We start from the raw sequence: 21,940 nt of genomic DNA, 5'->3' as shown, positions 1-21,940 counted from the left end.
TAGTGTTTTCAGGGTAAAGGCGGATAGCAGCAATGCTATCCGCCTTTTTTATGTGCGTTTTCTGTATAACAATTTAAATCTCAATAGAAGCTATGTTCAGAAGAAATGTGCCTATTATATAGAAAATGGCTTTTATAAGCTGCCGTAGCCTAACCGCAAATGCTTACCACAGTAGCCAGGTCAGAATGGCTAGGAAGCCACCCCGGATAAGCAGTTCCTGTGTGAGCTCTTCACGATCCAGCTTATACCAGCTATATTTTTCATAATACTTTCGGATGGTTTGCCTGTTCTTTTCAATGACGATTTTATAGCTTGTTTTCATAACCGATTTATATTGATGTCATAGTACAACATGCAATTTTAATGCAGATTTAGGCGCAGGCAAGTGAATTTAGGTAGTTCATATGGTTCAATAGGTTATAAAATACCGGCTGAATGAGTATTTCTAACGCGATACTTTACCAAATACGTTTGGAAAATTTACAGGGGCATGTAATAGTTGTATTTTTCGGATCGAGTTGCAAGATTTGGGACATTTTCTCAAGATTTCGGGAAAGAGTTGTCATTTTTCGGACAATGTTGCAAGATTTCGGAAAGAGTTATATGTCTTGGCAAGAGCTATTGGTTGAGGCAACGTTACTGTATGCAAATAATCAGGCTTAGCTTGAATAGTTAAGCCTGATTGCTTCGCTCAGCATGAGTATTATCTTCGATATTGTTGTCTAAAGTTCGTTGTTATCGATTGTGCCGGGTTCATGTCCCCTGTTTTGGTCATAGCGCGCAGCTACCCTTCGCGTACGCTGCGTCTGATCCGAAGGAAGAGTTTCGGTCTGCTGTCCCCGGCTGTAGAACGTATCTTCACTAAAGTGATAATGCTGGTAAAATTCGGCTGGATCATAATTGTTGGCGCTCACGATAAAGCCCACATCACCGGTTCCTTCAAACACATGCCGGACGCTTAGTTCCGTCTCCGGATCGAGCTGATCAGGTTGGTAAGCCGGCAGTCGGATAGCCTGATCTTCGCTAATGGAGATGACCACGACTTCACCATCATCGGCAGGATTATACAAATAATCGGTGGCGGGTTCTTCCGTGGGAATTTCATCTACAGTAAAGATCACGCTATGATTGATGGGTTCGACGGGCGGGGTGGGGTAGGCTTCATCATTGCTCGCCTGAATCTTTGTGCCGTCGTAGAGCGACGCAAGGCCTATCGGCACCAATACTTTCTTATCGTCTTCCACAACAAATTCGGCATCATTGAGATCAACAATGATATAACGGACCTGTTGGCTTTCAGGATCAAAGAGCAGATCATCGACCCTGCCGATCAGCTGACCGGCCTCATTTTTAACTTTCCAGCCGCGGATATCAGGTTCGCCATCGACAATTTCAAAATCGCTTCCACCGAGTTCAATCAAATGATTATAGTTTTTTTCTTCTAATGCCATGTCTTCAAGTTTTTTGCGTTATCAATTCGTATGTGTGACAGTGATTTAAAGGGTATCCCGTTGCGGTGCGGTACTATTGATGCTTGTGTCGGGCGTAGATTCAGGTAGCCTGTCGTCGCTGTTGTAGCGGTTCACAAAATACAGTACCAATGCCAATGCAATCAATGAAAGCAGGATCCACAGCCACTTGGGCGCTCCGTTTCTAGGTTTTACTTCTAAATGTGCCATAAATTCTTTTTTCAAAAAGAACAACCCTTAAATGGCTTCGTTTGAAATTTTTTTTTCGGACGCTTTCCTCGCAAGGGCTCTCACTGTGCTGTTTTCATGAATTGCATCCCAACAGTGCAATGGAATAGTGAGGGGCGGAAACGGCCATGGCCACGACGAGGGCATTGGTAGATCAGGAGCCTAACAAGCAAGAGGAGCAGAATTGATTCGGGTGGATTGGTGGTGGATGACCGGACTCCTTTCGCAGCTTTTGGTCAGCCTTTAGAAAAAAGAAAAATAATTTAAACGATTTTCCGCTGATACTGTTCTTTGATCGGAAATGTATTAATTAGTTAAATAAACAGAGGTTAAAGGATTGTTTTTTGTAAAGGCTAGGTTCGTGGTTGACCTAGCCTTTTTATGTTGGCGGCTATTGTCTGATCATCCAAGAGCTGTCTCGCCTAAATTTTTAATCAGCAGATGGTTTTAAGTCCTCCAACGGTCACTGGTTTCCGTCGACTGAATATCCCCGTATAAAATAATCCTATTTGATAATTTATAAAAATTATTTAAATTTAAAGATAAAAAACCTGATGTACGTTATAAATACTGATTTATGCTCAAAAAAATTAATCTTGTCATCGTACTGTGCCTTGTATTGCTGAGTTATACTTTTGCACAGGGACAATCGCTATCGAGCGGCTTTGTATCTTTGGTTATTAAGCTAAAGGGTAATACGAATGTAAAAGAACTTGACTTGAGCATTCCTTTTATGAGTAATCCTTTCCAGCAGGATAAGCCACTGCCATTTACACAAGTAAATGATTCTACATGGATGGCATCGGCCTATTCCTTTGGCCCTTCGTCGGTTTATTTAAGGCTAAATGGCCAATACCTCGCTTTTTTGCTTGTACCAAAGCAAGTGGGCACATTAACTGTTGCGATGTCGAATGACGGAAACAGCAGCTTGCATTACCAGGGACCATTTAAGCAGGTGTTCGACAATTCGGCGAAGCAGGAGAAATTGCTGATGGGCCTGTTTCGCTATCCCGCGGATAAAAAAAATGAAAAAATACCCTTTAAATCGGCGAATGATTTTATGATATATCAGTTGGGTAAGGTAGACGAAATGACCAAAAAGCTGATTCCAGACTCAACTTCAGGATTTCTGAGGGAATACTATGCCAAAATTGTCGAAGGTTTTCGGATACCAAGTTTTCTTTTAAATTATGCGGATATTTACGAGCACAATAAAAAGGCAGGACTGGATTCTACGCAGTTTCCATTGGTGCCAAAGCGGGATATTTCGTTTTACAAGGAAATCCTTAGCCCCAGATATCAGGATACCCTGAGTCTATTTTCTGCTGCTTATGCTGCCATTCAGGCGACCATCCTGCAGGACTCGCTGTTGCATCTTCCGGATATTACCGAGGTTGGCCCCATAGCTTTCAGAGAGCAGCTGCAACAGCACCTGGCCCCCATTTTTAAACAGGATGGAACGCTGTTTTATGAGATGGCCACAGCCAGTGCTTTTGTCCAAAAAATGAATAAGGGCTATCAATTAAGCGTGCAAAATAAGTACGACATTACACATAGTTTTACCATAAAAGATCTGGTCGAATACCTTCTTTATCAGGACGAGCAAAATGCACTCCGAAAACAAAGGTCCATGGCAAAGGTCTCTATGTTTCCTTTTGTCGCCGATAAGGAAGATGTCCTTGAAGAACTGATCAAGCCCTATCGGGGAAAAGTCGTTGTGATCGATCTTTGGGCGACCTGGTGTGGCCCCTGCATCGCATCTTTTTCAGAAATGGAAAAGGTCAAGAATCAGTATAGCAATCGGGATGATGTCGTATTTGTATATGTGACGGATGAAAGCTCTGATCGCAAAAAATTTCAGGAATTTACAGATCTGCTCAAAGGCGATCACTATTACCTCTATAAAAAACAATTTGCAACAATCATCAAACAGTTTAATAACGCTATCCCAAGTTACCTCGTTTTCGATAAAACAGGTAACTTATCCGACCGTGCCACGGCTCCGGAGAATCAGGCTGTGGTCGCCAAATCCTGGATAGAAAAGGCCCTAAACAACTAAGGAAGAAGGTGTACATGCGGTGTATTCGACTCCGAATCTGTATAAAAAAGTGGCAACTATGGAAAGCTGATATCCGATGTGCCGTTGGAGACCTGTTTTTCGGTAACTTATCGGTGATTTGCTGTATTTTAAGTCGATAATGTACAATGATTGGTCGATAATCTTCTTTTTGCTTTTTTTTAAATCTTCTATTTTTACGCCGATTAATATATTTGTAAACAAAAGTTTACTAAAATTAAACATATGGTGCTCTTTGTGACATTAGTCTGTTTGATATATTTGTTTCCGGGAGGCATTGCCAAGTTTAGAGTGAACTTTTTTAGAATAGTAACGAATTATGAAAAGGAAATTGATGTTTGCGTTATGTGTGAGTAGTTTTTTTACACCTATCTATGCGCAGAAGCAAATGAAATCCAATGCACTGGTTTTTAAGAATACCTACGCTATTGATGCACAGGATAGTAAGAAAGACATTCTTGCCAAGGCAGTCCATATTATACCGACTGACAAGCAGTATGAGGCCTTAAAGGATGAATTCATCGCATTTATACACTTTGGTCCCAATACATTTACCAGAATGGAATGGGGCAGCGGAACAGAAGATCCAAAAATATTCGACCTCAAGCATCTCGATACCGACCAGTGGTGTGCTGCAATGAAAGCTGCCGGGATGAAAAAGGTGATCTTTACGGCCAAACATCACGATGGCTTCGTCCTTTGGCAAAGTCGCTACACAAAACATGGTATTATGTCGACGGGATTTCAGCAGGGACAGGGCGATATTTTAAGAGATCTTTCAAAATCCTGTAAAAAATATGGACTCAAATTGGGAGTTTATCTTTCTCCGGCAGATCTTTATCAGATTGAAAATGAGCAAGGGCTCTATGGGAATCAAAGTGTTTATACAGAGCGTACGATACCGGAAAAGGTGTCGGGGAGGCCCTTTAAAGATAAGCGTACTTTCCACTATAAAGTAGACGATTATAATGCCTATTTTCTGAATCAGCTTTTTGAATTACTGACTGAATATGGCCCGATCCATGAAGTATGGTTTGATGGCGCACATCCAAAAACAAAAGGTGGACAGAAATATAACTACGCAGCCTGGCGGGATTTAATTTCCAATTTGGCGCCGAAAGCGGTCGTTTTTGGTAAGGAGGACATTCGCTGGTGTGGGAATGAGGCTGGCAAGACACGCAGCACTGAGTGGAATGTGATCCCATTTGATGCGGATCCTGTCAAAATGGAAGGTTTCCGTGATCTGACGGATGAGGATCTGGGCAGTAGGGAAAAGTTATATAGCGCAAAATTTCTTCATTATCAGCAGGCCGAAACCAATACATCGATACGGGAAGGCTGGTTTTACCGCGATGATGTGTATCAAAAAGTGCGATCGGCAGACGATGTTTTCGATATTTACGAACGTTCAGTTGGCGGTAATTCCACATTCCTTTTAAATATTCCACCCAATCGGGAGGGGCGTTTCTCCGATGAAGATGTAAATGTGCTTCATGCTGTTGGCGAGCGGATTGAAGTGGGCTATAAAAACAATCTGCTGACCGGAAGTAATCTGGACAAATCCTTGTTGGACAATAATGATAAAACGAATAAAGCATTTCCTGCCGAAACAGGTGAGCTGATCGTTTCTTTTCCACATCCAGTTAAATTGAACCGCTTGGTGATTCAGGAAGCGGTGCACAGCAGTGGTGAACGTATTGAACAGCATGCGCTTGACATCTGGAAAGACGGAAAATGGCATCAGGTTGCAGCTGCTACTAATGTAGGGTACAAACGCATTTTGCGCTTCCCGGCACAAGAAACAGACCGCATTCGATTACGCGTATTGGCAAGTCGTGCAACACCGGTGCTGGCTAGTCTTGGTGCTTACTATGTACCTACACGACCACCGCAATTGGATATCGCTCGGGATATGGAGGGTAAAATCAGCATTTATCCCGCAAAAAGCGAATTTGGCTGGAAACCACATCATGAGGATATTCTCAAAAATCTCAATAACGCTTTTGAAATCTATTACACCGAAGATGGTACAATGCCTTCAGCAGCGTCCCGGAAATACAGCGGTGCATTTGAAAGTAAAGGTAAACACATTAAAGCGATCGCAATCGACATGGATGGCGCAAAAGGGGCCATAGCACAGAAAGAAATGGGAATTCCTAAACACGGCTGGAATCTGGTCGCTGCAAGCAGTACCCTCGATGGAAAAAATGGTCGTGAAGCTTTTGACGAGCGGGCCGATTCATACTGGCAATCGAAAGCCACTGGCCCGGTGCATGAGCTGGTCATCGATCTGGGGACGGCGTATTCAATCGCTGCATTCAGCTACACCCCACAGCGTAAAAATGCGGAAGGCATGATGCAATCAGGTAAACTTTCTGTAAGTCTGGATGGTACGCATTGGGAAGATGCGGGCAGCTTTGAGTTTGGCAATTTAATTAATGATCCCTCGACGCGTACCTATCGCTTAAAAAATGTAAAAAATGCACGTTTTGTCAAGGTAGAATCGACGGTCATTGCCGGGAAGTCGCAGTCACTGGCCATAGCAGAGCTTGATTTTTTTATACCATAATGATCGAGTCAATCGCCTTGGACCTGGAGCTATGCTTGATTTAGGGTGCAAAAAAATAGCCGTCATGCCTATACAGGCGTAGTTGAATGGACGATGGCTCAGGATAAAGTAGACAAAAGCCCGGTCATGGAAATCCATGCCGGGCTTTTCAATGCATTGCTCCCGATAGGAATTATTTTAAGCTGTTATTCCTGCACTTTTTCATATTCCAGCGTACCGGTTTTATCGCTGCTGATGACACGTTTCTTGTCGTCAAAGGATTCTACCTTAAATTTGATGGAGATGATGCTTATTTTAACGGTAAGTATTTTATTGTCTTCGGAAAGTTTCCATTTTCCATTACGGGAATCACCATTGTGGATACCCTGAAATTTTCCATCCTCCATAAACACCTGATAAGTGTCCTTCGGTGTAGACACAACGCCATCGACGTTTGTCTGTTTGACTAATTTCCATTTCCCGATAAGTTCTTTGGCGGTCTGGCTATAGCCTGCAAAGGAACAAAGGACCAAAATAAGTGTTACGAGTGTTTTCATGTTGTGTTTGATTGCGGTGTAAAGTATACCTTAAATGTAGTAAATATTGGCGCATTTCAGAGCGACATTTGTCTCATTAAAATTAAATTTGGGATAAATCGATGTTCATAAATTTATACTGAAAGCGAATAGCAAATAGGGACGAGAGTTACTGCTGTCTTTAGCTAATCAAAAGGCCACATCAATATCCTGTTGATGTGGCTTTTTGATTTCGTATTTTATTGAATAACTGAGTCTTAAATGGGGTAAAATAGTTTTAATAATTGATTTTCAAGTTTTAGTTTCTCCATTCAATCTGTAATAATTTTGGTTAATAATAGCGCTGTAAACCGAAGCGAATCCATGGTGCCGTCGTTTACCGATGCTGAATTATAAACTAACTTATTATTATTTATGAAAGAACTGTTGACCAATAAAAAGCCTAGGGATCGTATGGGCAATTTTGACCTGTTGAAGGCTGGAATGAGCGTAGGGATACTTGTCATGTCTATTTGCCATGGACAGGATTCATTTGCCAAGGGACGGCCCGAAAGTGAAAAAATATTTGCCATCCAATGGTCTTATAAAGGCGGATTGAACAGTAAGGCACAAGCGGTCCTGATCGAAGGCACCGTGCGGAATAAAAAAGGCGAACGACTGTCTGGTGTAACGATATTGTCTAAAGAGGATAGTAAAATCGGAACAAAAACTGACGATGAAGGCCACTTTTCCATCCGTGTAGCTGACCGCTCGACCTTGATTGTTCGCCATGTAAATTATAGAAATCTAGAAATCTCTGTTAACGGGACGCAAAAGAACGTAGAAATTGTCTTAGATGATAATGATATCGCCTTGGATCAGGTCGTTGTGGTTGGTTTTGGTACGACCAGTGTGAAGAAAAACTCTACTGCCATCGCTTCTTTTGATGCGAAAACAATTGAAAATTTGCCCTTTGGAGACATGGGATCGGCTTTGCAGGGAAGAATTCCCGGAGTGATTGTGCAGCAAGGCTCGGCCGAACCGGGGCAAAATGGTGCTAGTATTTCCATTCGTGGCAATGGCACACCGCTTTATGTAATTGATGGATTTATCTCTACACAACAGCAGTTTTTTAGCCTCAATAAAGCGGATATCAAATCGATGACGATTTTGAAAGATGCGGCCTCAACAGCAGTGTATGGGATGAATGCCGGAAATGGGGTTGTGCTGATTACCACCAAACAGGGCGATTCGGGTAAACTCAATGTCAACTATCAGGCAAACTTTGGCTTTAATACCCCTTCCTACCAAACCAAACGCATGGATGCCTATCAATATGCCACAGCGATCAACAACCTGAATCAGGCTTTGGGAATGGGAATTAACTCCTTCAAGACGACGGAAGAAATGGAGGATATCAAAAACAATCTCAGTAACTTTACCAACTGGGAAAAAGAGTTGACGCGTAGGTTTGTGCCGCAACAAGACCATACGCTTTCGCTGAACGGGGGTAGTGAAAAACTGCGTTTCTTTGGTAGCCTCAACGCCTTTAGTCAAGAGGGTATTTATAAAGCCAAATCACTAAATTATCACCGGTATACTTATCGGAGTAATGTGTCGAGCAACTTCGATAAAATCGGACTGAAACTCGATTTCAATGTCAATGGATACATCCGAAATGAGGATTATCCCCCGGCAAGTGCCTATACAATCTATAGTAGGCTACGTGATCGTAATCCTTTTGAAAAACCTTTTACATCCAGCGGCCAGATATCCAACCAGTTTGACAATCCAGCTTTGGCACTGTTGAGCCCCGGTTATATCAAGTTAAAGACGGTGTATAATCAACTATCGGGGGCACTCAACTGGAACGTCCCATGGGTCGAAGGATTGAGCCTCGGATTTAATGGGAATTTTAACATCGAATCTCAGGATCGTGTAGACTGGGTCGAAACGGCTACCTATTACGATGAACAGGGGAATGCCACAAAAGAAGATCCTACAAATATTAGTGTCGGACGTTCTTCTTACATGACCCAGAACTTTGACGTCAATTTCAGAGCCGATTATCGGCGGACATTTGGTGATGGTCACAATGTGGAAGCAACCCTGGTTCAAAACATGCGTCAGTATTATAGTAATGCCCTGAATGCGGGCTCCCGGGGCTTTTACACGACAGCGATCAAGCAGATCCAAAAAGGTGATGCAGAGTTGATCACAGCGAGCAATACCGAAGGCAAACAGGCGTGGATGGGTTATGTGGGTAAGTTTCACTATGATTATAAACAGCGTTATATTTTTGATTTTGCCGGACGTTATGACGGTTCCGACAATTTTATATCGACCAAAAGATGGGGTTTCTTCCCTTCATTTTCTGTTGGTTGGGCGCTGTCTGAGGAAAACTTCTTCAAAGATATAAAGGCCAAAAATGTCTTGACTTATTTGAAGCTGAGGGGCTCTTACGGGCAAATTGGTCTCAATGATGCGGATCACTGGGCATATGCTTATCTCGCCACCTACAACTACAATACAAATGGTTATGTGGTGGATGGGAAGTTGGTCAATACAGTTACTCCTGGTGCACAGCCAAGTATAAATATGACTTGGTATACGCGTTCGAAATACAATATAGGAGCAGATTTTGCCCTATTTGGAAATAAGGTCGATGGTGCATTGGACTATTTCTTTGAAAAGACCAAAGGTTATCTCGCCGCCGATAATTCCTATCGCTATACAGATCCAATCGGGTATACACTTCCGCTGGTGGTGACCGATGCCGAAGACCGGAAAGAAGGACTTGATGGTTTTATCAAATACAAAGACAAGATTGGCAACGTCGATTTTAACGCTGGATTTAACTTTACCTATTATAAATCGTTTGCCTTTAAAACTAATGAGGACAGTGTCACTTTGGCTAATCCGCGGATTCGTCAACAGGGTAATTACTATGGCTACGTGGGTACTGGTTATGTGGGGGCGCAGTTCTATACGAATCCACAGGATATTCTGAATAATCCCAAACGCGAAACTTCTACCGATCTTAGGCCTGGGGATCTCTGGTACCAAGATGTCAATGGCGATGGTAAGATTGATGGGCAGGATCAGGTGCGTTATGGACATAATTCGAGTCCCACTTTCGTTTACGGGGTAGATCTGGGCGTAAGTTACAAAGGCTTCAATGTGCAATCTACCATTCAGGGAACAGGGATGAAACAAAATTACTTCTCCAATGTGGCCATGGGTTCCGAAGGCGAACGACGCCTGGACTTTCAGTTTCAGAACGACAATTGGTCGCCATCTAATCCGAATGCGACGATGCCAAGACCCGGCAACGCGAGTTTGAACAATAACAATAACTATTCGTCCTCAGACTTCTGGGCCCGCAATACCTATTATGTTCGATTGAAATCTTTAACACTATCCTATGATTTCAAATATTCGATCATGAAGTCACAGCAATGGATGAACAACTTGACCCTTTTTGTCTCGGGTGTAAACTTGTTGGCATTTGGTCCATCAGTCAAATATGGTGATCCCGAATCCAACACTTTTGATGGCTACGCATATCCAATGATGCGAACTTACTCCGCGGGATTTTTATTGGGATTTTAATTAACAAAGAAAATTTATGAAAAAACGTTTGATAATAGGGATGCTGGGCATGACGGTGATGTTCTTCTCTTCCTGTAAAGAGTTTTTGGAAACGACACCATACGATAAGATTACTGGTGAGCAGACCTGGAATAGTGAAAATTTGACAACAGCTTATATTTATCAGGTATATGCTGACGTATTGGGAACCGATGCCTGGATGTCGGGCTATGCACATCCTTATTCGGCAAGGTCGGAAGGGACCACTAAAAATGTGATGGTGGGTACGCTAAACGGTGCCTTTTGGACAAAAGAAAGAGCCGAACTCATGCTAAAATCAGATAATTATGGCTGGTTAAATTATTCACTTTTGTGGCGTATCAATTCGGCAATAGCCAATATTGAAACAAGCACGACTTTCTCGAGTGAATTTAAAAATAGAAGTTTAGGGGAATTATATTTTTTAAGAGCTGCGCACTACTTTGTGTATGCTAAACTGTATGGCGGGCTGCAACTGATTGATAAAGTGTTGACACTGGATGATGATCTTCAGATTCCGAGAAGTTCAGCCAAGGAAACGTACGATTTTATGCTGGCTGATCTTCAAAAAGCAGCGGCGGCTCTTCCGGCAACAGCCGAAAGGGGACGAGCTACTGCCAAGGCTGCAAATGCCCTGATCATGCGGGTAGGCTTGCAGGCTGCTGCCTATGTAGATGGAGGGGCAGCAAATAGCGGGTATTATGACAAAGTGATCCAGTCGGGAGAGGCATTGGGGCTCAGCAATAGCGGGACGCAACTAAGTCCTTACTACAACATGTTTCGATCCTATGAAACTGCAGTTACGGCCACCGAGTTTATCCTGACCCGAGATCGTAACAAAACAAATACCTCTCTCTATGATGTGCCTATGCAATATCAGGGGCTTTGGTCCACGGGTAAGTTTTCGGCTTATGCCAAAGCTAACTTTCCAATCAATGTCACGATGAACTTTTGGGGGATGGATGGCGGTTCATGGCCAACGCAGGACCTGGTCGATGACTATCTGGTCTCGGATGTAGATGGACAGTTGAAATCATGGAATAATGCCAGTTATGTAACGACAGGTAAAAATGTAGACGAGAAAATGTATTTCTCCAACACGAAGAAAAGAGACCAACGCTTTTATGCAACGATACTCTATGATAGCTGTATGTATTTCAACAATCAGGTACGTGTGTTTTTTAGAAGGGACGGAAATGTGAGCAATGCCAATAGCAAAATTAATGAAGGTTCGGTACAAGAATATGGATACCAGTCCGGAAATACCGAAAATTATAATTCCAGTACGGGTTATGCGATGGTCAAGTATTTTTACGATAATATAGTGAGCTTACCTTCACCATCTGACCAAAAATTGGACTATGTATTTTCAGTGCTCCGTTATGGTGAGGCTTATCTCAATATGGCCGAAGCTTATCTCATGAAAGGGGACTTTGCCAATGCAAAAAAATACATGCTGCCAACCATGGTACGGCATGGTGGTTTTTCTGAAAGTAGTGTCAATCAGTATTTAAATACACTTTCGGGCAACAGCTGGGGAAATTCGCTTTTTGAAGCCTATAAAAGAGAACGCAATGTGGAGATGGTTTACGAAAATAACGATCGGTATTGGTCGCTGTTGCGTTGGGGAATGCGCACGTCGGGTGGTCTGCGTGATGGAGCTTATGTAGGTTCGGGATTTGTCATCCCTGAATTGCAGGGCGCTTTACGGGGTATTCGAATTTCGAGAGATGGTAAATCCTATTCTTTTTTTGAAGACAATAATGTCGTTGGGGAAGCTCGATTCTCTGCCAAAAGGTACTTGATGCCAATCAACGAAACATTCCGCTTGAAATCGGGTGTGAAGCAAAATCCGGGATGGGAATAAAAACTGGTATACAGATATAATGAAATTGATTATGCATAAAATAAATTACAAAATAGGGCGTATTTTACTCGGCGCACTGACGCTCATGGTGATGGGAAGTTGTTTGAAAAAGGGCTATGAAGAACTGCCAAATTCGCCGGACAACAAATTGACTGCAGTAAGTTATTCATACCGCTTTCTATATAATGATACCATACAGAAAGGAACTCCCATGCAGGAGATTGAGCCTGATCGGGTCTGTGAGGTCGTTTTTAAGAATACGGCGGTAGCTTTTGATACAAATGGACAAAAAGGATATACGTCTACGATTTCGTACGATATCAATTCTGTTAAGAAGGCAGGGCCTTCGGGATCCGTCACCAAGCAGATGTTATTCGATGAGTTTAAAAAACGAATTCAAAAAGATCAACTTGCTAATCTGTGGGTTACGATCACCGTGTCGGATGTTTCGGTGGTTTCGCCGCTCAATGGAGCTCCAGTATTGGGTAAGCCAGGCGATTTTTCACAGGATAGAATGTATCGGGTGACAGCAGCGAATGGTGACGTCCAAGATTATACGCTGAAAACAATAAAAGGTTTTTAAATAGGTGTTAGTTTCAGTAAATTGGTGGGAGAGGGCTGTACTTTTGTACAGCCTTCCTTGTTAGTTGTGGCTACAGATCCATCTCTTTACGAAACTCGCGTGGTGTTTTGTTCATAATGGATTTAAAAAACTTATTGAAGTTGGTCAGATTTTGATAACCACATTCGTAGCAAATCTCCGATATGCTGAGTGTCCGATCCATCAGCAGTTTACAGGCATGACCAATGCGCATTTCATTGACAAAACGAGAAAAGGGTTTCTGGGTATGCCGTTTAAAAAAGCGACAGAAAGCGTTGGGTGTCATATTGAGCATGTCGCTGGCAACTTGTAGATTAACCTCCTCCTTAAAGTTGCTCATCACGTAGAGGTAAACCTTATTGATGCGCTGGGTCTCCTGCTCACTGAAAGTGGGGCGATAACCGTCGGAAGCCAAATTTTCAAATTCGGCTGTTTCCTGTAGCAACTGAATTAGGTTGAGGAATTCGATTATTTTCGAAAATCCTTCTTTATCACTGAGTTTTTCCATTAAGCGTTGTGCCTTGTCGCGTGTTTCGCCATAAAAACGAAGTCCGCGCTGCGCCTTGCGGATAAATTGCTGCATGGCCTGGATGGTTTGATGTTCGTCGGTCAGACGAAGTAAGAAATCTGCCGGAAAATAGACAACGATGGCGCGGGCACGCAAATCATTATCCTGCTGTAGAAATAAATTGTCGTTGCGCCAGATATGGGGAATATTGGGACCCATCAAGACCAGGTCTCCTTCTGTAAAGGTCGCTACATTGTTGCCCACAATGCGCTTGCCGAAACTTTCCACGATCAGCACCAGCTCACAGAGCTCGTGAAAGTGCAACGGATTGCTCAAAAATTCCTGATCGACCAATTTAACATGGATTGTTTTTTCGCTAGGCGGAGTAAGCTCAATAAATTGGGGTTTGGATAATTTGTTCATACATAGCTAAATTGGTTACTGCAAAAATACAGTATTTACACATATATCAAACAATATTCACTTAATAATATTTCAATGTCTTCTATTAGGGTGTAAATAGTTTTAGTTTTTGTATAACCAGTTGTAGTATTGAAGTGTGGGAGCAGCTATCTTTGACAAAGAATGTAACAACGAAGTATGGCGTTCTAATCGGGTGGAATTACAACCTATTATGATATGAAAAAACTACAAAAACTGCTGTTGTTGGCCTTGTGTATAGTAATGGGGAGTTTGGCGATGGCGCAGCAGGCGGCTTATCAGTTGCCGGACAAAGTGACTGGTCTGAAAGCTCCTGTACAATCCTTAAATGGCCAATGGAATTTCAAATTTGATCGCAGTTCGGCCTGGGAAAATATTCAAGTTCCCGGGGAAGCTGTGATGCAGGGCTACGGTATTCAACACGACAATTCTTTTTTTTATAGCCGTAAATTCTTGGTACCCAGCAAGTATAAAGGCAAAAAGACAATCATCCGCTTTGACGGTGTGTATAGCTTCGCCAAACTTAGCATCAATGGTAAAGCGGTTACGAGCCATCAAGGTGGATTTACGCGTTGGGAAGTAGATATTACGCCCTATGTGATTTTTGGAAAGCAAAATGAAATCGAACTGGAGGTACAGGATCAGCTGGATGATATTTCGTACGCATCGGGCTATGCACATCATCCGATAGGTGGAATCTTGCGGGATGTCACCTTATTTGCAACAGCTGCACATTCGCTGACCGACTTTAATCTCGAAACGGCCTTTGATGCGTCGTATACGGACGCTCAGCTAAAATTGGATTTTGACGGTTTTCTAGCCAAAGGAGCTACGATTAGGTATACATTGACTGATCCGAACGGCAAAAGTATTGTCTTGGAACATCCTGAAAGACCAATTGTAGATGGTGCTAACAGCCATGTATTCCGTGTAGCTGCACCGCTAAAATGGGATGCCGAACATCCCAATCTTTATCGGTTGGATGTGGAAGTGAAAGAGCAGGGGAAGGCTACGTATGCCTTTCATAAATCGGTCGGTTTCCGTGAAGTAAAAGTGGTGAAAGACCAGCTGATGGTAAACGGCAAACCTGTCAAGCTACGTGGCGCCAATCGGCACGATATGCACCCGACCTTAGGACGCAGTGCTTCGGCCTATTACGATAGCCTGGATGTTCAATTGTTTAAAGAAGCAAATATCAATTTCATTCGTACTTCGCATTATCCGCCGACGGAGCGTTTCGTTGAATGTTGTAATCAATATGGTATCTATGTTGAAGTGGAGACCGCAATCTGTTTTGTGGATACCTACAGGCAAAAAAATTATGCACCTGGCGCTTCACAAAATGATCCGAAAAAGACGGACCAATACCTGAGCCAATCGCGCGAGATGGTTAATACTTTTAAAAGCCATCCGGCTGTACTTTTCTGGTCCATTGGTAATGAGTCGATCTACGGCGACAACTTTAAGCAAAGTCATGACTTTGTGAAGCGTGCAGATCCGACAAGACCTATTATTTGGAGTTATCCGGGCTCGCAAACTACCGAACCTAAGATTTATGAAATCCTGAGTATGCATTATCAGGACGTGTATGGCAACTTGACACAGTATGGCAAGACCACGCGTAACTTTGAGGGCCATGGCATTCCGGCTTTATTTGATGAATGGGCTCATCCAGCCTGTTATACCTATAAAACTTTACAGGATGATCCGAATATCCGTGAATTTTGGGGAATCTCCATGGACATGATGTGGGGTGGGTTGTTTCCAAAGCAGGGCGGCCTTGGCGGTGCAATATGGGGCTATGTGGACGAAGTATTTATGATTCCACAACAGCTCAAGAAAGGAACTGCTTTTTGGAAGGAATTTGCCCATACCGCCAAACCCGAAGATTTTCAGGGGCAGGCGATAGGCTACGGTGAGTGGGGGATCGTCGATGTTTGGCGACGCAAGAAACCTGAATTTTGGTCAACAAAAAAAGCACAGTCTACTGTATTGATCACCTTGAAAGGAAAGATTATACCTGATTTTGCCCGCTTTCAGCCGCTAACGATCCCCGTATATAATCGATTTGATCATACTTCGCTCCAGGAAATTAAACTGCAGTACACCTATGACGGAAAGACCTACACCTTAGGATTACCCGACATCGCACCGCATCAGAAAGGCTATATTCAACTGCCTGGTTTAGCCTGGCAGCAGGGGGAGCAACTGGCTTTGCGCTTTGTGGATGGCAAAGGGTTGATGCTGGATAGCTATCGTTATTTCTTGGGTGAGCATCCGGTTAAAATGCCTGAATCGACTCAGAATGGAGATATTCAGCTTGTTGAAGAGTCTGGTCTTTATCTGATCAGGGGAAAAAACTTCACCTTTCCGATTTCGAAAGCAACAGGCCTGATTGAAAATGCAACAATTGGTGGTAAGGTAGTGATTCAAAAAGGTCCTTTCTTAAATATGGACATCAACCTCAATCACCTGACTGGTGCAGAAGTACGCAAAAGTGCAAGTAAATACCTACTCGAAGATAGAAATTGGCAATTGAGCAAATTGGATGTGCATATCAAAGACAATTTGGCCCTGGTATCGATTGTGGGAAAAAATGGCAGTTTATCCATTCAGTTTGATCTAACTATCGACGGTAAAGGAGAAATGAAGACTTTATATCATACCCAAGGTGAGCCCAATGGCTACCTGCGTGAGATCGGCCTTAAGTATTATCTAAGCAACGAGCTCGATCGTATTGCCTGGAGCAGAAATGGTTATTGGAACGATTATCCCCAAGAATCATTTGCGGGCAATGAAGGAACAGCATGCTTGTCTTCTATGGATACGACGCCGTATGGTCAAGAGCCTAAGCAGCCCTGGTACATGGATACGCACAACTATTACTATTGGGCCGATAAAGGTGCACGTAGCCAGCATCCGCTAACGCAGCAGGCGAAGGGCATGAAAGAAAATATATACTACTATTCTTTGGGTAGTGGTGCAAAGAACCTGATGCATGTGGTTTCTCCACTGGGCGACAATGCGTGCCGTTTGGATCGCCTGGAAAATGAACAGCTGGTTCTGTATGTAAACAACAAATGGGATTATCCTGAAATTGCCTGGGGCAATTACTGCAAGACTTTGGAAGCGTCACCCTGCCAGGGATCTATCACATTAAAATTCTAATGGTATCACGATGTGGGCTTGGATTGATCAAATCATTTATCTGCGGCGCAAACACAATTCGGGTTCATTTTGTGGTAACATGATCTAATTTATATAAAAAATGAAAAAAAACTATCTGGTGGAATGGGCAAATGATGGGGAGCTTTTTGAGCTGATCCGTAAGGAACTTTTTACAGCTGTCATTGGGGACGTGATGGACAAAATGGGATTGTTCCATCAATTTCTGCCACCGAATATAAGGCCGTTAAAATCAGATTTGTTTTTAATTGGTCGGGCAATGACGGTATTGGAGGCCGATGTTTGCGGAAATGCTGAACAACAGTCGAAGAATCCTGTACTGGCTAAATCATTTGGATTTATGCTTGAAGCTTTGGATGATCTACGTCCGGGCGAGATTTATATTTGCAGTGGCTCTTCGCCTGACTATGCGCTTTGGGGGGAGATTATGAGTGCGCGGGCCAAAACATTGGGTGCACATGGGGCGATTGTCAATGGCTACTCAAGAGATACCGTGGGGATTTTGGCACTTGAATTTCCTTGTTTCTCGATGGGCTGTTATGCACAGGATCAGGCACCACGAGGAAAGGTTATTGACTGGCGTGTTCCCATCCATTTTGGGAATGTCCTGATCAAGGATGGCGATATGCTGATCGGCGATATTGATGGTGTCTGCGTGGTACCACGCGAACATGAACAGGAGGTTTTCGCTCGGGCATTTGAAAAAGCGAGAGCAGAAAAAGTCGTATTGAATAAGGTTATGGAAGGCATGGGTGCCAAAGAAGCATTTGAAAAATATGGAATTATGTAAATTCAAATTAAGCAAAGGAAGCTGGTTAGCGCTGTTGCTGGCCTGTTCGTCCCTGGGAAATCTGTCGGCACAACAGGCTGGACCATTTTTGACGCCCTTGCCCGACCAGTTGGCCACAAGTAAAACCAGCCGGATACTGTTAAATGGACAGTGGAGCTTCAGGATGGCCAATACGAAGCCCGTGGCCATTCAGGTACCGGGAGAATGGGAAATGCAAGGCCAGCATGTCGCTGCGGGTGAAACGGCAGTGTACGAGCGTTTGTTTGATGTACCCGACGATTGGGAAGGCAATCCAGTATACATTCGCTTTGACGGAGTCAGTTCACATGCGCTTGTCAAGGTAAACGATCAGGTAGTTGGTGAACATGAAGGTGGATTTGTAGCTTTTCAGGTCGACCTAACTGGAAAGGTCAACAAAGGAAAAAATAAACTGACTGTAGAAATTCAGGCCAATACCATCAGTGATATATTGTCTTGTGTGTCTCAGTACGCAGTGCATACTGTGGGTGGAATTTTGCGCAAAGCAACTTTGTTTACAGTGCCTAAGGTGCATATTTCGGATGCGGTGGTTGCAACTGATTTCGATTCAAAATATGTCCATGCAGCGCTTAAACTTGCGGGCTTGGTACAAAATAGTTCAAACCAGCAGCAGCAGGTTCAATTGCACTACGTACTCCGAGATGCTGACGGCAAGACAGTGCTTGAAAAATCCTCCGACAAGATTCAGCTTGGGGTAGGGTGCCATAAACAGATCGAAAGTCTATTAGCAGTAAAAAAACCGATGCACTGGTCGGCGGAGACACCTTACCTCTATGTGTTGGAAACGGCATTAATTGCGGATGGAAAGGCGATACAGACCAACAAGCAAAAGGTCGGATTTCGTGAAATTGAAGTCGTCAAAAATCAGTTGATGGTAAACGGCAAACCCGTCAAATTGAGAGGGGTCAATCGACATGAGGTACATCCGCTGAATGGTCGAGCATCTGATCCGGCAATAGATCGGCAGGATGTTGTTTTATTTAAACAGGCCAATGTCAATTACATCCGCACGTCGCACTACCCGCCATCGGAAGAATTTTTGAATGCGGCAGACGAGTTGGGAATGTATGTGGAGAGTGAAGCGGCTTTGAGCTGGATACAACATGGTGCATCACCGATTTGGCGAAAATGGGACTACAAAGACAAACGTTTTTTGCCCGTCATGTTGGGGGCAAACATCGATAATGTACTGAGCAACCGCAATCATCCGTCGATATTATTCTGGTCGCTGGGCAATGAGTCGCATTGGAGCCCGCTGTGGGCTGAAGTCAATACGCGTGTGAAGGCCTTGGATCCAACGCGTCCAACCAGTTTTCACGATCAGACCTGGGGTGGCTTTAATAATGGCGGAAGTAAAGCGGATATTGCCAATTACCACTATCCGGGTATCGATGGTCCTGCGGCTACCGATACCATGAAAAGGCCCACTTTATTTGGTGAATATGCCCATTTGTCGACCTACAACCGGCGTGAATTGCTGACCGACCCTGGTATCCGCGATGCTTATAATGCCCCCTTAGTAACTTTTGTTGATGCTATCTATAAGCATTCGGCCAACTTGGGTGGTGCTATATGGAGTGGAATCGATGATACCTTTCATCTGCCCGATGGACGTATCGTGGGTTATGGACCTTGGGGACCGATTGATGGATGGCGTAGGCCAAAACCAGAGTATTTTGGAATGAAAAAGGCTTATTCGCCTGTCAGGATCGGTACACCGCAATTGAAGAATGGTAAAGTGGTGGTCAATATTGAAAACAGATACGATTTTCTTTCCCTTGATCAGCTCAAACTTGTGGCCATTGTAGATGGTAAGGAGGTTCCTTTTAGGGCAGCGATTGGACCGCGGACGAGTAGCGAGGTCGTTTTACCGATCCAAGCGGATTATGGCTCATTGCGAATTATTGCCATGGACAATCAGCAAAACGAGGTTGAAAATGAGCTTTTTGAGAAAGTTGCCAAAAATCAGGAAAAGTTTTCGGCTACGGAATTACAGCTCAAACAAGATTCGGCGTATATTTATGTAAAGCAGGGAAATGTGAATTATACTTTCAGCCGAACCTATGGCAAATTGCTTGCTGTGCGCAAAGATGGTGAGCTTATTTTGACGAAGGGGCCGGCGTTAGCGCTCATCGAAGCAAATGCGGAAGATGGGGGCAAGCCAAATGTGGCGGGAGAGACCTATCAAAATAACATTGCGCCATTGAAACAGTACGAGCAGTATACCTTATTTGCGGATGCTGCAGAAGCCAGTCAGACAGGCGACAGTATAAGTGTTCACTTCGACCTGCGGTATCAGCAAGGCACCGGAAAACAAAAATTTGTTTTCCTTAAAAATGGCCTATTGCGGGTGGAGTATGAAATGGTTTATCAGCAGGGACAGGAAATGAATCTCTATCAAGCTGGTCTGATGCTAGAATTGCCTTTATCTTACGATAAGTTGGCATGGTCGCGAAATGGATCATTTTCCACTTATCCTGCCAATCATATCGGACGCAACGAGGGGGAGGCTGTATTGTATGCCCTACCGTTGTATGAAGTAGAAGAGCACGGTAAGCCACAAGCGAAAGATTGGAAAGACGATGCCAATATATTGGGTTCGAACGACTTTAGGTCGACAAAGGGAAATATTTACTGGGCAAGTTTGCATAGCCCTGCCGCAGCGGTAAAGGTATTGTCGAATGGACAGCAGCATGCAAGAGCCTGGAAACAGGATCAGCATATACAATGGTTGATAGCTGATTATTCGAATAATGGCTCGGAGCCTTTTTATGGATCGCCGCATAGCTATGGGCGCAAAAAGTTAAAAAAAGGCGATAAGTTAAGCGGACAGATTATTCTTAAGATAAATTAAAAATAGTAGAACAATGAAGATTATAGATGTTAAAGTCTGGCTGGTTGAAGGCGTAAAATATAATTGGACTTTAGTCAAGATTTACACTGATACGGGGCATACGGGTGTAGGCGAAGCGACCAACTGGCCTGGCAGCCCCATTGTGTATGAGGCCGCCAAGCACGTGGGGCAGCGTATTATTGGTCTGGATCCGATGAAAACAGATTTTATCTGGACCAAACTCTACCGCGACCTCAATTGGATTGGACCTTATGGTGCTAGCATGTGCGCCATTTCTGGTATTGATATGGCACTATTGGATTTGAAAGGTAAGGTGCTTGGTGTACCATGTTATGAACTGTTGGGCGGTGCATTCCGTAAAGAGATCCTGTTGTATGCCAATTATTGGTTTACTGGTGGTGGGCATAATCCCGAAGATTATGCGCGACAAGCACAAGCAGTCAAAGAAGCTGGTTTTACAGGCCTAAAGTTTGATCCATTTGCGCATACAAATTATCTGTATGGGGAAGATTTGGCCGCAAACCTGACCTTGACTGCCGAACAGCAGGATCTGGCGTTTGAGGTGAGTAAAGCGGTACGTGATGGCGTTGGACCCAATTTTGATATCATGATCGAGACACATGCCATGCTCAATTATCGTGTGGCCGTACAGATGGCGCAACGTCTTTCTGAACTGAATATTACTTGGTATGAGGAACCTGCGGGGCCAGAAAATGCAGACAACCTACGTGCGATGCGGGAGCGTATTCCGTCCAATGTGTCAATCTGTGTGGGCGAAAGACATTATACCCGTCATGGGATCCGACCGGTATTGGAAAAAAATATCTGTGACATTATGATGCCTGATATTACGCGTTGCGGTGGTCCTTCCGAAATGAAGCGTATGGCAACAATGATGGAAGCATACAATGTGTTATTGGCACCCCACAACCCCAACGGACCACTTTCCACATTGGCCAGTGCACATGTCTGTGCCTCTGTGCCCAATTTCTTTCGACAGGAATTTATGTTCAATGATGTGCCTTGGCGCGATGAAGTCATCGATCATCCGATTAAAGATATGGTGAAAAATGGTCATCTGGTCTTGAGCGAAAGACCAGGATTGGGGGTGGATTTGATCGAAGAAGAAATGCGCAGGCATCCCGGGATATTGGAACCACGGCCAGGTTTTTATGTGTAATTTTAAT

The 21,940-nt window shown here is 43.6% G+C and carries 14 protein-coding genes; 9 read left to right on the top strand and 5 right to left on the bottom strand.

Annotation, left to right across the window (positions count from 1 at the left end; genetic code table 11):
- Positions 1-163: 163 nt before the first annotated feature.
- The 3 genes from AAH582_RS17980 to AAH582_RS17970 form a co-directional block, all read right to left on the bottom strand.
- On the bottom strand, positions 164-322 hold the full coding sequence (locus AAH582_RS17980) for a hypothetical protein (RefSeq protein ID WP_156167705.1): 159 nt from the start codon (positions 320-322) through the stop codon (positions 164-166).
- 400 nt (positions 323-722) lie between these two features.
- The gene (locus tag AAH582_RS17975; RefSeq protein ID WP_046675219.1) at positions 723-1,451 is read right to left on the bottom strand and encodes a PRC-barrel domain-containing protein; all 729 of its coding nucleotides are present in this window, start codon (positions 1,449-1,451) and stop codon (positions 723-725) included.
- Between the two features lie 45 nt (positions 1,452-1,496).
- On the bottom strand, positions 1,497-1,679 hold the full coding sequence (locus AAH582_RS17970) for a hypothetical protein (protein WP_046675220.1): 183 nt from the start codon (positions 1,677-1,679) through the stop codon (positions 1,497-1,499).
- 595 nt (positions 1,680-2,274) lie between these two features.
- Here AAH582_RS17970 and AAH582_RS17965 point away from each other — a divergent pair.
- Together AAH582_RS17965 and AAH582_RS17960 are read left to right on the top strand one after the other, a co-directional pair.
- A complete protein-coding gene (locus AAH582_RS17965; protein ID WP_343319310.1) occupies positions 2,275-3,756 on the top strand; it encodes a TlpA family protein disulfide reductase in 1,482 nt (493 codons plus the stop codon).
- Positions 3,757-4,093: 337 nt separating this feature from the next.
- Complete coding sequence (locus tag AAH582_RS17960) at positions 4,094-6,343, top strand: alpha-L-fucosidase (RefSeq protein WP_343319308.1); 2,250 nt, start codon at positions 4,094-4,096, stop codon at positions 6,341-6,343.
- 185 nt (positions 6,344-6,528) lie between these two features.
- On the opposite strand, the gene AAH582_RS17955 is transcribed toward AAH582_RS17960, so the two are convergent.
- The gene (locus AAH582_RS17955; protein ID WP_046675222.1) at positions 6,529-6,879 is read right to left on the bottom strand and encodes a lipocalin-like domain-containing protein; all 351 of its coding nucleotides are present in this window, start codon (positions 6,877-6,879) and stop codon (positions 6,529-6,531) included.
- Positions 6,880-7,272: 393 nt separating this feature from the next.
- Between AAH582_RS17955 and AAH582_RS17950 the strand changes: the two genes are divergently transcribed.
- Genes AAH582_RS17950 through AAH582_RS17940 form a run of 3 tightly spaced genes read left to right on the top strand, consistent with a single transcriptional unit; the run spans position 7,273 to position 12,917 of the window.
- Positions 7,273-10,449, top strand: coding sequence for a SusC/RagA family TonB-linked outer membrane protein (locus AAH582_RS17950; protein ID WP_343319305.1), 3,177 nt, complete (start codon positions 7,273-7,275; stop codon positions 10,447-10,449).
- A gap of 16 nt (positions 10,450-10,465) precedes the next feature.
- Positions 10,466-12,334, top strand: a complete 1,869-nt coding sequence (locus tag AAH582_RS17945) for a RagB/SusD family nutrient uptake outer membrane protein (RefSeq protein ID WP_343319302.1) — start codon at positions 10,466-10,468, stop codon at positions 12,332-12,334.
- 31 nt (positions 12,335-12,365) lie between these two features.
- Positions 12,366-12,917: a DUF5018-related domain-containing protein gene (locus AAH582_RS17940; RefSeq protein ID WP_343319300.1), complete on the top strand. Its 552-nt coding sequence runs from the start codon at positions 12,366-12,368 to the stop codon at positions 12,915-12,917.
- 70 nt (positions 12,918-12,987) lie between these two features.
- On the opposite strand, the gene AAH582_RS17935 is transcribed toward AAH582_RS17940, so the two are convergent.
- Positions 12,988-13,866 carry an AraC family transcriptional regulator gene (locus AAH582_RS17935; protein ID WP_343319297.1) on the bottom strand — a complete coding sequence of 293 codons (879 nt, stop codon included), beginning with the start codon at positions 13,864-13,866 and terminating at the stop codon, positions 12,988-12,990.
- A 216-nt stretch (positions 13,867-14,082) separates the two neighbouring features.
- Between AAH582_RS17935 and AAH582_RS17930 the strand changes: the two genes are divergently transcribed.
- The 4 genes from AAH582_RS17930 (at position 14,083) to AAH582_RS17915 (ending at position 21,933) form a co-directional block, all read left to right on the top strand.
- Entirely contained in the window at positions 14,083-17,052 is a 2,970-nt protein-coding gene (locus AAH582_RS17930; protein WP_343319294.1) for a glycoside hydrolase family 2 protein, read from the top strand.
- Positions 17,053-17,152: 100 nt separating this feature from the next.
- The gene (locus AAH582_RS17925) at positions 17,153-17,860 is read left to right on the top strand and encodes an RraA family protein (protein ID WP_343319291.1); all 708 of its coding nucleotides are present in this window, start codon (positions 17,153-17,155) and stop codon (positions 17,858-17,860) included.
- Complete coding sequence (locus tag AAH582_RS17920; RefSeq protein WP_343319287.1) at positions 17,847-20,753, top strand: glycoside hydrolase family 2 TIM barrel-domain containing protein; 2,907 nt, start codon at positions 17,847-17,849, stop codon at positions 20,751-20,753. The genes AAH582_RS17925 and AAH582_RS17920 overlap by 14 nt, the downstream gene beginning before the upstream one ends.
- Positions 20,754-20,766: 13 nt before the next feature.
- Positions 20,767-21,933, top strand: coding sequence for a mandelate racemase/muconate lactonizing enzyme family protein (locus AAH582_RS17915; protein ID WP_046675228.1), 1,167 nt, complete (start codon positions 20,767-20,769; stop codon positions 21,931-21,933).
- Positions 21,934-21,940: the final 7 nt, after the last annotated feature.

The sequence above is a fragment of the Sphingobacterium multivorum genome (genome assembly GCF_039511225.1).
Taxonomy (GTDB): domain Bacteria; phylum Bacteroidota; class Bacteroidia; order Sphingobacteriales; family Sphingobacteriaceae; genus Sphingobacterium.
Note: the sequence above shows the minus strand (reverse complement) of the source record. Positions and strands in the feature narration are given on the sequence as shown.

Bases quoted from the DNA above. Each gene is read 5' to 3' on its own strand.
- AAH582_RS17975 (WP_046675219.1), bottom strand. From the start codon at position 1,451: ATGGCATTAGAAGAAAAAAACTATAATCATTTGATTGAACTCGGTGGA.
- AAH582_RS17945 (WP_343319302.1), top strand. From the start codon at position 10,466: ATGAAAAAACGTTTGATAATAGGGATGCTGGGCATGACGGTGATGTTC.
- AAH582_RS17955 (WP_046675222.1), bottom strand. From the start codon at position 6,879: ATGAAAACACTCGTAACACTTATTTTGGTCCTTTGTTCCTTTGCAGGC.
- AAH582_RS17930 (WP_343319294.1), top strand. From the start codon at position 14,083: ATGAAAAAACTACAAAAACTGCTGTTGTTGGCCTTGTGTATAGTAATG.
- AAH582_RS17950 (WP_343319305.1), top strand. From the start codon at position 7,273: ATGAAAGAACTGTTGACCAATAAAAAGCCTAGGGATCGTATGGGCAAT.
- AAH582_RS17925 (WP_343319291.1), top strand. From the start codon at position 17,153: ATGAAAAAAAACTATCTGGTGGAATGGGCAAATGATGGGGAGCTTTTT.
- AAH582_RS17915 (WP_046675228.1), top strand. From the start codon at position 20,767: ATGAAGATTATAGATGTTAAAGTCTGGCTGGTTGAAGGCGTAAAATAT.
- AAH582_RS17980 (WP_156167705.1), bottom strand. From the start codon at position 322: ATGAAAACAAGCTATAAAATCGTCATTGAAAAGAACAGGCAAACCATC.
- AAH582_RS17970 (WP_046675220.1), bottom strand. From the start codon at position 1,679: ATGGCACATTTAGAAGTAAAACCTAGAAACGGAGCGCCCAAGTGGCTG.
- AAH582_RS17960 (WP_343319308.1), top strand. From the start codon at position 4,094: ATGAAAAGGAAATTGATGTTTGCGTTATGTGTGAGTAGTTTTTTTACA.
- AAH582_RS17920 (WP_343319287.1), top strand. From the start codon at position 17,847: ATGGAATTATGTAAATTCAAATTAAGCAAAGGAAGCTGGTTAGCGCTG.
- AAH582_RS17935 (WP_343319297.1), bottom strand. From the start codon at position 13,866: ATGAACAAATTATCCAAACCCCAATTTATTGAGCTTACTCCGCCTAGC.
- AAH582_RS17940 (WP_343319300.1), top strand. From the start codon at position 12,366: ATGCATAAAATAAATTACAAAATAGGGCGTATTTTACTCGGCGCACTG.
- AAH582_RS17965 (WP_343319310.1), top strand. From the start codon at position 2,275: ATGCTCAAAAAAATTAATCTTGTCATCGTACTGTGCCTTGTATTGCTG.